Origin of the sequence: Methanobrevibacter sp. (assembly GCF_017410345.1) — an archaeon.
Classification (GTDB): domain Archaea; phylum Methanobacteriota; class Methanobacteria; order Methanobacteriales; family Methanobacteriaceae; genus Methanobrevibacter.
This window is the reverse complement of the sequence record NZ_JAFQQZ010000044.1, coordinates 120,227-133,080: the sequence shown is the minus strand read 5'-3', so window position 1 is coordinate 133,080 and position 12,854 is coordinate 120,227. Positions and strand designations below refer to the sequence as shown.

Annotated in this window: 11 protein-coding genes and 2 tRNA genes; 6 read left to right on the top strand and 7 right to left on the bottom strand. The window is 37.2% G+C overall.

The genetic code is table 11. The annotated features are described in order from the left end of the window. Window positions 1-81: 81 nt before the first annotated feature. Window positions 82-2,955 (bottom strand): leucine--tRNA ligase, encoded by a 2,874-nt coding sequence (leuS, locus tag IJE13_RS06035; protein WP_292778265.1) that lies wholly within the window; start codon window positions 2,953-2,955, stop codon window positions 82-84. 320 nt (window positions 2,956-3,275) lie between these two features. Here leuS and IJE13_RS06030 point away from each other — a divergent pair, with 320 nt between their 5' ends. Next, entirely contained in the window at window positions 3,276-4,283 is a 1,008-nt protein-coding gene (locus IJE13_RS06030; protein ID WP_292778260.1) for an ArsA family ATPase, read from the top strand. Window positions 4,284-4,311: 28 nt separating this feature from the next. Here the strand turns inward: IJE13_RS06030 and IJE13_RS06025 are convergent, their stop codons facing one another. Together IJE13_RS06025 and IJE13_RS06020 are read right to left on the bottom strand one after the other, a co-directional pair. Continuing rightward, entirely contained in the window at window positions 4,312-4,791 is a 480-nt protein-coding gene (locus IJE13_RS06025) for a DUF2115 family protein (RefSeq protein ID WP_292778258.1), read from the bottom strand. Next, window positions 4,788-5,348: a DNA-3-methyladenine glycosylase I gene (locus IJE13_RS06020; RefSeq protein ID WP_292778256.1), complete on the bottom strand. Its 561-nt coding sequence runs from the start codon at window positions 5,346-5,348 to the stop codon at window positions 4,788-4,790. Before IJE13_RS06020 ends, IJE13_RS06025 begins: the two co-directional genes overlap by 4 nt. Window positions 5,349-5,472: 124 nt before the next feature. On the opposite strand from IJE13_RS06020, the gene IJE13_RS06015 reads away from it, so the two are divergent. Further along, complete coding sequence (locus IJE13_RS06015) at window positions 5,473-6,663, top strand: TIGR00375 family protein (protein ID WP_292778254.1); 1,191 nt, start codon at window positions 5,473-5,475, stop codon at window positions 6,661-6,663. Between the two features lie 98 nt (window positions 6,664-6,761). On the opposite strand, the gene IJE13_RS06010 is transcribed toward IJE13_RS06015, so the two are convergent. The 4 genes from IJE13_RS06010 to IJE13_RS05995 all read right to left on the bottom strand — a co-directional run bounded on the left by IJE13_RS06010 (window position 6,762) and on the right by IJE13_RS05995 (window position 8,556). Further along, window positions 6,762-6,836, bottom strand: a tRNA-Arg gene (locus tag IJE13_RS06010). Window positions 6,837-6,915: 79 nt separating this feature from the next. Then, window positions 6,916-6,989 (bottom strand) — tRNA-Arg (locus IJE13_RS06005). 228 nt (window positions 6,990-7,217) lie between these two features. Then, a complete protein-coding gene (locus tag IJE13_RS06000) occupies window positions 7,218-7,760 on the bottom strand; it encodes a hypothetical protein (protein WP_292778252.1) in 543 nt (180 codons plus the stop codon). Window positions 7,761-8,031: 271 nt separating this feature from the next. Next, window positions 8,032-8,556, bottom strand: a complete 525-nt coding sequence (locus tag IJE13_RS05995) for an endoglucanase (protein WP_292778250.1) — start codon at window positions 8,554-8,556, stop codon at window positions 8,032-8,034. A 712-nt stretch (window positions 8,557-9,268) separates the two neighbouring features. On the opposite strand from IJE13_RS05995, the gene frhA reads away from it, so the two are divergent. From frhA to frhB, 4 genes are all read left to right on the top strand, one after another. Then, window positions 9,269-10,486 carry a coenzyme F420 hydrogenase subunit alpha gene (gene frhA, locus IJE13_RS05990; RefSeq protein ID WP_292778248.1) on the top strand — a complete coding sequence of 406 codons (1,218 nt, stop codon included), beginning with the start codon at window positions 9,269-9,271 and terminating at the stop codon, window positions 10,484-10,486. A gap of 29 nt (window positions 10,487-10,515) precedes the next feature. Continuing rightward, entirely contained in the window at window positions 10,516-10,989 is a 474-nt protein-coding gene (gene frhD, locus IJE13_RS05985; protein ID WP_292778246.1) for a coenzyme F420-reducing hydrogenase, FrhD protein, read from the top strand. 111 nt (window positions 10,990-11,100) lie between these two features. Continuing rightward, the gene (frhG, locus tag IJE13_RS05980; protein ID WP_292778244.1) at window positions 11,101-11,946 is read left to right on the top strand and encodes a coenzyme F420 hydrogenase subunit gamma; all 846 of its coding nucleotides are present in this window, start codon (window positions 11,101-11,103) and stop codon (window positions 11,944-11,946) included. Window positions 11,947-11,957: 11 nt separating this feature from the next. Next, a complete protein-coding gene (frhB, locus tag IJE13_RS05975) occupies window positions 11,958-12,803 on the top strand; it encodes a coenzyme F420 hydrogenase subunit beta (RefSeq protein WP_292778242.1) in 846 nt (281 codons plus the stop codon). Window positions 12,804-12,854 lie beyond the last annotated feature (51 nt).

Sequence of the window (12,854 nt, the reverse complement as noted above, 5' to 3'; positions counted from 1 at the left end):
TTATTTTTTTAAAAAAAGAAAAGAAGAATAGCTATTTAAAATAGCTATTGATTTATTTTTTATCTATTTTTATTTTACCAACTATTCCATAAAGATAGCTGGTTTATAAGGCATTGCATTTCTTGCCTTGTTTTGTGGGTCGTAGCTGTCATCGGTATGAATGATGACTTCTGAGTCAACTTCAGCTTCGATGAAGTCCTTTGCATCATTGAAGATGGTAGCTTCATCGATTTTACCAATGTATCTGGTTTTGGTCATTTCTCTAGAGATTTTCTTTGCAACATTTGCTATCTCTTTCTTGTCATCATAGATGTTTTGACCGATTGCTCTTCCCATGATCTGGCCGATGTCAGGTTTTCCGACTTCATCAGCTATTTTATATAAGTCCCATTTCCAATCAGGAGCCAAGTAAATGTGGATTTTTTCAGGGTCTGTGTCCACAATGTTCTTGATCTCATTTATGTCCTTGACAATGTTTTGAACAAGGGATTCAGATCTTTCAATCTCTTCGCTGATTAAGTTTTCATCATATTCCGGCCACTTAGCAAATGAAACGAATCCTTCGCCGCCGAATTTACTCCAAAGCTCTTCAGAGGTGTGTGGAGTGAATGGAGCAAGCAATCTGATCCAGTTGCTTAAGACAGTGGACAATACATAGACTACAGCAGGGTCCTTCTTGTCTACAAGGTCTTTGACTCTGTACATATAGTGGTCCAAGTCCTTTTTAAGAAGGAACAATGCATGCTGCAATGCTTGTCTGGTTTGGAAGACTTCAAGTGCTTCGGTAGCTTCCTTGATATGGACATTCAATTGATTGATCATCCATTTGTCAATGCTACGCTCGAGAGCAACTTCTTTAATATCGGATAAGTTTAATTTCTCTCCTTTGATGTCTTCGACCTTTTGTGCGAATTCCCTGAACCATTCGAGTCTCCTTTGGGTTCCTCTAACTTCCTTTTCTCTCCAATCGAAGTCTTGCCATGGTTCAGCTGATGCCATCAGGAAGAGTCTTACAACGTCTGCGCTGTATTGTTCGATTGCATCTGCAAGGAGAATCACATTACCTTTTGATGAGGACATCTTGTTTCCTTCAAGGAGTCCCATACCAAATACAACGGTTCCTTTTGGCCATTTCTCTTCAGGATAGATAGCTGCGTGGGTGAACATGAGGAAGCTTAAGTGGTTTCCTACAAGGTCCTTTGCAGACAATCTCCAGTCAAGAGGATACCAGTAGTTGAATTCAGCTTGAATCTCATCTACAATCTCAGGGGCAACGGTGATTTCATCGCTGTCCACACCTAAGAATACCTTTTCAAAGAATGCTTCATTCAAGTCTTCAGGGTCCATGTCCTTAAGGTATTTTGCAATGGTATAGTAGGACATGTACATTGTTGAGTCTGATAAAGGTTCGATAAGCCATTGTTCGTCCCAAGGAACTCTGGTTCCAAGTCCCACTCTTCTGGAGCATGCCCAATCGTCAAGCCAGTTGAGGTAGTATTCAAAGTTGGAGCGAATCTCTTCAGGAATGATGGTTTCCTGTGCAAGGACCTTTTGGGTCTTTTCGGTCCATTCCTCATCACCGTATCTGATGAACCATTGGTCATCCATGACCTTGACTACACATTTGTTACCGCATCTGCAGATTACAGGCCTTTCAGCAAAGTCGTACATGATGTCTGCACTACCTGCTTCAATCATGTCCGCCTTGATTTCATCTCTGATATATGCGACTCTTTTTCCTGCATACTTTTCAATGTGGTCGCTTATGTATCCTTTGCTGTGTTCCGCTTTGTACAATTCATCGGTTGCATCCTGCACTTTAGGGTCGTTCTGGTTTTCAATTCCCATTCTTTCAACGACTTCAACAGCTGGGAACTCTCCGTATCCTTTTACGGTTACAACATTCAAAGGCTCTGCTTTTGCAACTTCATCTGCAATGTCAAATTCCTTGATTAAATCGGCATTTTCCTTCAAGTCTCTAAGTGCGATATAGTCGGCAGGTGCGTGAGCAGGTACGGAGAATACTGTCCCTGAACCGTATTCAGGGTCTACAAAGCTTGCAGGGAAGATTGGCAATGGCTCTCCGTTAAGCGGATTCTTGACATATTTTCCAATGAGTGGTTTAGGGTCAATGTCGCCGATGATTTCCAAGTCATGCTGGTTGGAAAGGTTTAGGAAAGCTTCATTGCTTATTATCCATCTTTCACCTTCGTTGACTCCGGATTTCACTTCAACTTCAATGTAGTGAACCTCTGGGTTCAACCATACGTTTGTTGCAGCAAAGATGGTTTCCGGACGGAAGGTTGCCGGTACGATGTATTGTTTAGGTGAAACTTCAAATTTGATTAATGTCAATTCGTTTACCCCTACACCTTCACCTTCCAAGAGGTCGTGATCCCCTACAGGGTTTTCATCGTGAGGACAGTATTTCACAGGGTGTTCGCCTTGCTTGATCAATCCTAAGGACTTAAGCTTTTTGGCTTGCCATGTGATGAATTTCTTGTAAGTAGGGTCGATGGTTCTGAATTCCCTTCTCCAATCGATGGAATAACCCATATCATCCATAACGGTGTGGTATTCGTTACTGAAGTATTTTACGATGTTTATAGGGTCTTCCAATTTCGGAAGGGTGTCATGAGGAACCTTGTGAACCCTTTCGTATAGGTCAAGGGTCCATGGATCTTTCCTTTTGATTCTGTCTGCAATACCTATAACAGGGGCACCGGTTACGTGCCATGCCATAGGGAATAATACATTGTAGCCTTCCATCCTTTTGAATCTTGCAAACACATCAGGAACGGTGTAGGTTCTACCGTGTCCAATGTGCATAGCTCCACTTGGATATGGATAAGCCACTGTTAAGAATAATTTTTCTCTTTCATCAGGGTCTGATTGAAACAGCTTTTCATCTCTCCAGATTTTCTGCCATTTCTTTTCGATTTCATTATTAGTCACTAAATCACCATTTTGATTTTTTGATAATTGGATAATTGTAAATTATAATTTAAAAATTAGTAGAATAATTTATAAATCATATTAATTTATATTTATTATTTTTATTAAATATAAAATTTTCATATCTTTTTCTTGAAAAACTGGTTTTTAATTTATTTTTTAGGAAAACTTTTAAGGTAACTTTCCACTTAAAAAAAAGATAAACTTTATATGTAAGAAGAATAAAATAACTTATTGTTACTAAAACTTTTTAGTAAAGATTTCAGATTAAAAAAACAGAATAAAGATTATCATATAATAAAATCCTTAGGAGGGATTATATGGCATTTAAAGATATTTTCAAATTCAAGCAAGGCGAAACCACTTTCATATTTGTAGGAGGTAAAGGTGGAGTTGGAAAGACTTCCATCTCTTCAGCCACTGCATTGTGGTTGTCTAATCAAGGCAAAAAGACATTAATCGTATCAACCGATCCCGCTCACTCATTATCAGATTCACTTGAAGTGACAATCGGACATTATCCGGTTCAAATCAATGAAAACCTATATGCTGTTGAAATTGACCCAGACAAGGCAATGGAAGAAAAGCAAAGGGCTCTTGAAAGTCAAAAATCCATGGCAAATCCAGACCAATTGTTCGGTCTTGACTTCTTAGGTGAGCAGATGGATTTGGCTTCAGCTTCTCCTGGTGCCGATGAGGCTGCAGCATTTGAGGTCTTCCTCTCTGTAATGACTTCCAATGAGTATGATGTAGTTGTATTTGACACTGCACCGACCGGCCACACATTGAGATTGCTTTCATTCCCAGAGATCATGGACTCCTGGGTAGGAAAATTGATGAAGGCAAAGGCAAAATTAGGCACTGCAGCGAATGCGTTGAAGAACATCATTCCATTCATGGGGGCAGATGAGGACTTCCAATCAAGCAAGGAATTGGAAGAGACCAAAAAGCAAATCGACATGGCTAAAGCTGTACTCTCAGACCCTGATAGAACCACATTCAAAATGGTGGTGATTCCAGAGGAAATGTCAATCTATGAGTCAGAAAGAGCCATTGAAGCGTTGAACAAGTATGACATCACAACTGATAGCATAATTGTAAATCAGGTGATGCCGGACATTTCAGACTGTGACTTCTGCCATTCAAGATATATGTTGCAGCAAAAACGTTTAGCTTTAATCGATCAAAAGTTCGCAGACCAAGTTGTTGCTCAAGTTCCTTTATTCAAGGATGAGGTTAAAGGACAAGAGAAATTGTTAAAATTAGCTGAAATCCTATATGAAGGAAAGGACAATGATGAAGTTCAACAGAATGTAATCCAACTATGATTACATTCTTTAATTTTCTTTTTTTATTTTATTTCACTTCTTTACACAGACAGAATTTACATGTAAAGTAGTCTTTAGACCTATTTTTCATCTCTTCCCTTATGTCACAGTAATAGTTTATTTTCCCATCTTCCTCTTTTGTAAAAACAGTTTTACCATCTCTGAAATCCATTCCCACTGGATGCAATGGCTTTTTGGCAATGAGACTTAAATAAACGCATATGTAGGTGATGAATCTTTTGAATGTGTCTTCGCTTTCAGGTGAGCATCCATCAAAGAACTTGGCTATTTCATCTTTGATTTCCTCTATCAATCTATCTGAAATTTCAACATTTTTATCCTCCTTAATGTCCAATGCCATGATTTCGTAATAGTTTTCAATATTGAATGCTGAAACCTGCTTTGATATCGGATTTATGTCTTTTTCTTTTATTTTCCCTTCCAGATACTTGATGTCGTAATCCTTGATGTTTTCCTTGATTTCTGCAAGTAAGTCCTGTGATTTCATTTCAATTCCCCATATCTAAAGCATTCATGAATGTGATTGTTGATTACTCCAATTGATTCAAGATAGGAGTAGATTATTGTGGTTCCAACGAATTTCATTCCCCTTTTCTTCAAGTCCTTAGCTATTCTGTCTGAAAGGGGAGAGTTGGTGAGATAGTTCTCTTCAGTATCCATCAAAATCTTATTTTCTGTAAAGTGCCAGATGTAGTTGGAGAATGAGCCGAATTCATTTTGTATTTCCATGAATATGTTTGCATTGTTGATTGCAGCATTAATCTTTCCCTTATGTCTTATGATTCCTGCATTGTTTCTAAGCTCTTCTATTTTTTCTTCGTCGTAAGCAGCTACCTTTTCAACGTCAAAGTTATCAAAAGCTTCTCTGAAGTTCTCTCTTTTCTTCAGTATTGTAATCCATGCAAGTCCCGCTTGAAATGATTCAAGCACTAGCAGTTCAAAGAGGTCCTGATCATCATATGTTGGAACTCCCCACTCCTCGTCATGGTATTTCACATAGATTTCCTCTACATCTTCAGCCCAAGAGCAACGTCTTTTTGTCATGGAATCACTTTTTTTATTTTATTTAAAATATGTTTTTAGAATTATTTTAATTTATCTTTTGATTTCTTATTTTAGAAAAATTTTTTAAAAATTATTTATACTAAAAAATTATAATGATAATTATATGTTGGTTAATGCAGATTTACATACTCACAGCTGCTTCTCAGCAGCCACTTCAAAGGATATGGTAATAAACAATATAGCTCCAAAGTCCCATGAGAAGGGATTGAATCTGGTTGGAACCGGAGATGCCTTTCATCCCAAATGGCTGGATATCATAGAGGAAAGCACTGAGTATAAGGGAGATGGGATATACTCACACAAGGATTGTGACTTCATTTTGACAACAGAGGTTGAGGCCCAACACAAGATTCATCACGTTATAATAATCCCCAACATAGAGGCTGCTAGAGAACTGTCTCAAAAATTGGTTTCTCCAAACAAATACATTGATGGAAGGCCAAGAAGCCCCTTAAGCGGAGCGGAGCTTCTTGAGTTTGTGAAGGAGTATGACTGCATGATAGGCCCTGCCCATTCATTCACTCCTTGGACAGGAATGTACAAGACCTATGACAGCATTTATGATTGTTATGAAAAGGCGCCAGATTTTGTTGAATTAGGGCTTTCTGCAGACACTGACATGGCAGATACCGTTAAGGAATTGTCTGACTTTGTATTCCTGACCAATTCCGATGCCCATTCACCATGGCCTCACAGGTTAGGCAGGGAATTCAATCAGATAGAGATGGAAGACATATCATATACATCACTTCAAGATGCATTGAAAAAGAAGAATGTCAAGGCGAATTACGGACTTCTTCCGAATTTGGGAAAGTATCACATGACCGCATGCACCAAATGCTATAAGATCATAGATCCGGATATTGCAAAAGAGAAAAAGATGAAATGTTCCTGTGGCGGCAGGATCAAGAAGGGGGTTGACTACAGAATCAGTGAAATAGCGGACTATAAGGAACCTCACCATCCAAGCCATAGGCCTCCATATGTTCATCTGATGCCTCTTGCCGAAATAATCAGCATGATCTATGATAAGGGAATCACCACCAAGACAGTTCAGGGGATTTGGCAGAAGCTGATTGATTCATTTGGTCCTGAAATCGATGTATTGATTAGCACTCCACTTGAGGACATTTCAAAAATAGATGAGAATGTGGCTCTTGGAATAGAAGGATTCAGGAATAAGACATTGAATGTCATTCCTGGTGGCGGAGGAAAATATGGTGAGATATCCTTTAAAGAGGAATTTAAAAAAGAGAAAAAGTCAGAGAAAATACTCACACTTGATAATTTCTAATTAATTTTCTAATCTTTTTTTAATTTTAAAGTTTGTTAAATCAGTATTTTACCTTTTTTTATTAATTTTTTTAAACTTATTAAAAATAGCATAAAAAGCAGGCTTGGCGGGATTTGAACCCGCGGTCTTTAGATTAGGAGTCTAACGCCTTATCCAAACTGGGCTACAAGCCTATCCAACTAAACTTCTTAAGATATCTTAAGTAGTCATCCTGTTTAATTTCGATAAAACTAGTTAAAAATAGTAATAGAGCGGACCCGCCGGGATTTGAACCCGGGACCTTCGGATTAGAAGTCCGACGCCCTGTCCAGCTAGGCTACGGGCCCTACATACAACATTATATTTTATGTTTATTATGATATATAAAACTATCGTACAAATATTCTTTTTTTAAATCATCAATTCTAATTGTTTATTTTAGAAAAATATTTTTCTTAAAATGAAAATAAAAAAGAAAATAAAAACTAAAAATTAAATTAAAGATAATTTAATTTTATAGTGTTTATTGTTGTTTTCCAGTTAAAACTGTTTTTATTGAATTTTATTTTTTTAATCTATTGGCTGCTAGTCTTATTGCTGGTTTTGTTAGAGTCTGTTGAGTTAGAGGTTTTGTTGTCCCCTTCATCAGGTACGACTTCATCACTCCAAGCACCTTCCAGCACTGTTCCGGTACCAGATCCAACAAGTACATAACCGGTACGGCCTTTAGCATCCTTTAAAAGACAAGTGTAATATCCATTAGGATTGTATTTTACACTGTAACACCAGGAACCTTCCCATCCTTCACCTTCAGCTATCTTTTTAGCCTTTTCAGGGCTAACATTATGTTTGGTTGAAGAACTTGAACTGCTGCTACTACTACTTGAACTTGAACTGCCGGATCCACTGCTTGCGCTGGTTCCAGTGCCAGTTCCAGAGTCTGTTCCCTCTAGGCCAGTAGAATTATTTCCTATTCCTGTGTTGCCTTGTTCATCAGGTGTAAAACCTGAAAGGTCGTTAAATACAGTATTGCTATCGTTTGTTAATCCATATGCAGTTACTCCTGCAGCAATACATAAAACAATAACAACAGAAATAATAATGCTTGTATTGTCCATATTTCCACCTCTTTTAGAATATTTTAAAAAAGATTTGAATATTTTTATAATTTTTTATGAATATAATATTTTGTCTCTCATCATCAATCGTCTTAAATTGATAATATAGTATTTATTTTAGTAAAGCTACATTATAAATTTATTTGTTTTTATGAATTTTTCAATTTCAAAAATAGATTTTATAATGTAGTAAAGATTCTTTTTAAAAAAAGTCAAGAAAAAAGTAAAAAGTAAGGAATATATTTGAGAATATTCCTTAAGGTAAATTAGATTATACTTTTCCTAAGTTTTCACCGGTGTAACTAATTCCAATTGCATCAACGACGTCCCCAGTAGAGTTTGAAATATAGCATATGTATTGGGTTCCGTCATCTTTAACGTTGCTGACATATGCTCCTGCCTCACCAATAAAACCAGAAGCAATTGTTTTAGCTTGGGCAGGACTTATTTTGTTGGTGTTTTGGCCTCCGCCAGTTCCATTTCCACTTGAGCCAGAGCCTGAGCCAGAGCCGGACCCTGAACCTGAGCCGGATCCGCTTCCTCCGGTATTGGTTCCACCGCTGGCGCCATTGCTGCCGGAACTTGATCCTGAAGAAACGTCTGCACCAGTTCCGTCATTTCCATCAGTGCCAAATATATCGCCTAATCCATTGCCATCAGAGCTTGAACTGTCTGGAGAGAATCCAGTCAAATCATTGAAAACTGCATTATCGCCTTCACTGATTCCATATGCAGTTACTCCTGCAGCGATACATAAAACAATAATTACAGATATGATTATGTTTGAATTGTCCATTCTTTCACCTCCTTTATTTGGAAGAATTATTTCTATAAATTTGAATAATTGATATTTTATTTTAATTGAAGTTTGAAAAAACTTTACAATTGTATATTATTATTGTTCATTATATTAAATATATCTTTTCCTAAAATTTTTTCAAGATTTTTTAGCATTTTCATTAAATTTCTTCAAGATTTTTCAGCATTTCCCTTAAAATTTTTTCAAGGAAAAGACATCATTTTTCATATGAATTTAAGTATTACTCATTATTTTTCAATTATTACTTTTGATTGGAAATTGTTCCTATGATTAGAAAATTCGACTTGTGATTTTTATAGATTTTTCTTCAATTTTTTTCAATTTTCACATATTTTTTTAGATTTTTTAAAAATATTTTTTCATTGGAAAAGTAATACTTTTTAAATCATAGTTAATAAAAATTCAAAAAATTTATCATTGCCTATTTATCATGATTAATCATTTTTATTTTTTTGCTTAACCTAATTAATCTTTTCTATCTATTCGCTATGAGGCCCTATTTTAAAATTTTTTTTAATTCTTAACGAATTTTTGATTTTTTGCCGAAATTTAGGTCAACCTAACAAATAAACCTATATAAATGTTTCTTTTTGATTTTAAAAGGTTAATTTATATTAAACTAGTATTATATATTATTAATGTTAGTTTCTAACTTTTAAAATTTTAAATAAAATAAGAGGTGACACATTTGAGCGATAAAATAGTTATATCCCCAACATCTCGTCAAGAAGGTCATGCGGAATTAGTCATGGAAATTGACGATGAAGGGATCGTTACCAAAGGTAGATACTTCAGTATCACACCTGTCAGAGGCTTAGAGAAAATGGTTACAGGTAAAGCACCTGAGACTGCACCAGTTCTTTGTCAAAGAATCTGTGGGGTATGTCCAATTCCTCACACAATGGCATCCGCTGAAGCTATGGATGACTCTTTAGGCATTGAAATTCCAAAGGCAGCTGCATTGTTAAGAGAATTAACAATCTCCGCTTCCAACTTGAACAGTCACGCAATTCACCATTTCTTGGTCGCTCCTGACTTTGTACCAGAAGATCTTTTCAAGACTGCAGTAGACAGTGTTGGAACAATTAGGAAAAACGCACAATATGTTGTAGATATGGTAGCTGGTGAAGGTATCCACCCATCTGATGTAAGAATCGGTGGTATGGCAAGAAACCTTTCTGAACTTGCACGTAAGAAATTATACACCAGAATGAAAGCATTAGTCCCAGTAGTAGACAATCACGTTGAATTGATGACTAACTTAATCCTCGAAAAGGACATTCCTGAAGGATTAGGTGCTATTACTGCTCCTGTATTTGCAAGTGATGTCGTTTACGGTAAAAGAGAATTCTTCGATCTTGACAGATTCACTGAAATCGTACCAGAATTATGGTATGATGACCCAGAAATCGGTAAAAGAGCTTGTACTACTGTACCATTATACGATGGTTTAAATGTAGAAACTGGTCCTAGAGCAAGATTAGATAAATTCCAAGGCTACAAAGAAAAAGGTGTTGTAGCTCAACACTTAGCTAGAGCTCGTGAAATGAAAACTTACCTTTCCAGAGCTATTGCTATCTTAGATGAATTAGACACTGCTGCTAATACCCTCGCAGATTTCGACCCAAGAGGAACCAACAAATTAGGTATCGGTGTAGTTGAAGCTCCTAGAGGAACTGATATTCACATGGCACAAGTAAAAGACGGTAAAACCGCTTTCTACAGTGCATTAGTACCAACTACTTGGAACATCCCAACTATGGGTCCTGCAACTGAAGGATTCCATCACGAATGGGGACCTCACGTAATCAGAGCTTACGACCCATGTTTATCTTGTGCAACTCACGTAATGGTAGTTGACGACGAAGATGGATCAGTTGTTAAAAACGAAATGGTGAGAATTTAATTATATAGATTTTAATAGAGAGGAATAATATGCCTTATGATGCAGGAAGATTAGTTGTTGGATGCGGAAACGTCCTTTTTAAAGATGACGGATTCGGTCCGATGGTTATACATGCTATAGAAGATTACTTTAAGGAAAACGATTTGGAAATGCCTGAAGACACTCAGTTCATTGACGCAGGAACCGGCGCAACCCACTTCATCTTTTCCATGCCTGATGACAATTGGAAAAAGATAATTGTGGTTGATGTTGTAGAGTGGAATGCGGAACCAGGAACACTTAGACTTTTCAGCCCTTATGACATGCCAAAAGGAAAATATGAGAACGCTCATACCTGGCCGGTTGAAGAACCGCTTCATGATTTGGCTGACAGAGGCATTGAAGTGGTAATCGTAGGATGCAAACCAGGAGAAATCACTGCACCAGATGTAGATATGGGCTTAACAGAGCCAGTGGAGGCAGCTATTCCAAAAGCTATTGAAATGATATTAAATGAACTTTAAAGGGGTTTAGCAATGCTTGATGGATTAAAAAATAAATTAAGAAAATTTTTAGGCCTTGAAGCTAAACCGGACGCAGAAGATGATGAAGCAAAAGCTAAATTGAAACAAGAAATGAAAAGCGAAGTTGAAGCTCAATCAAAGCCGGCTGAAGAAGCTAAAAAAGCGGCAGACGCTGCAGCTGAAGAAGAGGCTAAAAAACAAGCAGAATCATCTGAGCAAATAAGTAAAGAATCTTCAACACAGGAGGTTGAAAAAGTGGCTGACAAACCAAAAATAGGATATATTCACATGAGTGGTTGTACTGGAGACGGTATGTCATTAACTGAAAACTATGACATTCTCTCAACCTTACTCACTGATATGGTGGACATTGTTTACGGAACAACTTTAGTAGATTTATGGGAAATGCCTGAAATGGATTTAGCATTAGTCGAAGGGTCTGTCTGTTTACAAGATGAACACAGTGTAAAAGAACTTATGGAACTTAGAGAAAAATCAGGATTAGTTTGCGCATTTGGATCTTGTGCTATGACTGGTTGTTTCACCCGTTACGCACGTGGTGGACAATTAGCTCAACCAAAACATGAATCATTTGTACCAATTTCTGACTTAATTAAAGTAGATTGTGCAATTCCAGGATGCCCAGCATCCCCAGAAATTATTGCAAAAGTAGTAGTTGCATTAATTAACGGTGACATGGATTACTTACAACCTATGTTAGACATGGCAGCATGCAACTTAGCATGTGGTTGTGACTTACAAACCAACATTGTAAGTAAAGCATTATGTACTGGTTGTGGAACTTGTGTATTAGCTTGTCCAACCAGAGCTCTTGAAATGGTGGAAGGTAGACCTTCCCACAACAAAAACAGATGTATTAAATGTGGTGCATGTAATGTACACTGTCCAAGAGCATGGTTCCCAGAAGAGCAAATTAAAAAAGACTTAGGATTATAGGAGGAAATAAAATGGCATTCGGTACTTATAAAGAAGTAGTATCTGCAAGAGCTACTGACAAAGCAATCCAAAAAGTCGCACAAGATGGTGGAATCGTAACCGCATTATTAACTTACGCTTTAGAAGAAAACATTATTGAAGGTGCAATCGTTGCAGGTAACACTGAAGACGCATGGAAACCTGAACCAACCATTGCAATGACTCCAGAAGAAATCATTGCAGCAGCAGGTACCAAATACACCTTCTCTCCAAACGCAATCAAAATCAAAGAAGCTGTAAGACAATACGGTCTTGAAAAAATCGGAACCGTCGGAACTCCTTGTCAAATCATGGGTCTCAGAAAAATGCAATCCTACCCATTTGCTACCAGATTCGTAGCAGATAAACTTGCTTTAATTATCGGTATTTTCTGTATGGAAAACTTCCCAAGAGATTCCTTAAAAACCTTCATCGAAGGTAAAATGAACTCTTCCTTAGAAAGCGTTAACAAAATGGATATCGGTAAAGGAAAATTCTGGATCACTGACATTGAAGGTGAATCCGGACTTGCATTAAAAGAAACCCACGGATACGAACAAGCTGGATGTAACATCTGTCTCGACTATGTTGCAGAATTAGCTGATGTATCCACCGGATCTGTAGGTTCCCCAGATGGCTGGTCCACTGTCTTTACCAGAACTGACAACGGAGCAGACATCTTTACCGCAGCTGTTGAAGCTGGAGTAATCGAAACCAAACCAATGGATGATGTAAAACCTGGTTTAGAATTACTCGAAAAATTAGCTAACGGTAAAAAGGACAAAGGTAGAAAAGAAATCGAAAGAAGAGTTAACATGGGACTCCCAAGTCCTTTCTAAACTCTCTTTTCTTTTTTCTTTTTACTTTTTTTTAAACAATTTTTAATTGTT

Coding starts and splice junctions, on each gene's coding strand:
- IJE13_RS06030 (WP_292778260.1), top strand. CDS start 3,276: ATGGCATTTAAAGATATTTTCAAATTCAAGCAAGGCGAAACCACTTTC.
- IJE13_RS06025 (WP_292778258.1), bottom strand. CDS start 4,791: ATGAAATCACAGGACTTACTTGCAGAAATCAAGGAAAACATCAAGGAT.
- IJE13_RS06000 (WP_292778252.1), bottom strand. CDS start 7,760: ATGGACAATACAAGCATTATTATTTCTGTTGTTATTGTTTTATGTATT.
- IJE13_RS06015 (WP_292778254.1), top strand. CDS start 5,473: ATGTTGGTTAATGCAGATTTACATACTCACAGCTGCTTCTCAGCAGCC.
- frhG (WP_292778244.1), top strand. CDS start 11,101: ATGAAAAGCGAAGTTGAAGCTCAATCAAAGCCGGCTGAAGAAGCTAAA.
- frhD (WP_292778246.1), top strand. CDS start 10,516: ATGCCTTATGATGCAGGAAGATTAGTTGTTGGATGCGGAAACGTCCTT.
- IJE13_RS06020 (WP_292778256.1), bottom strand. CDS start 5,348: ATGACAAAAAGACGTTGCTCTTGGGCTGAAGATGTAGAGGAAATCTAT.
- frhB (WP_292778242.1), top strand. CDS start 11,958: ATGGCATTCGGTACTTATAAAGAAGTAGTATCTGCAAGAGCTACTGAC.
- IJE13_RS05995 (WP_292778250.1), bottom strand. CDS start 8,556: ATGGACAATTCAAACATAATCATATCTGTAATTATTGTTTTATGTATC.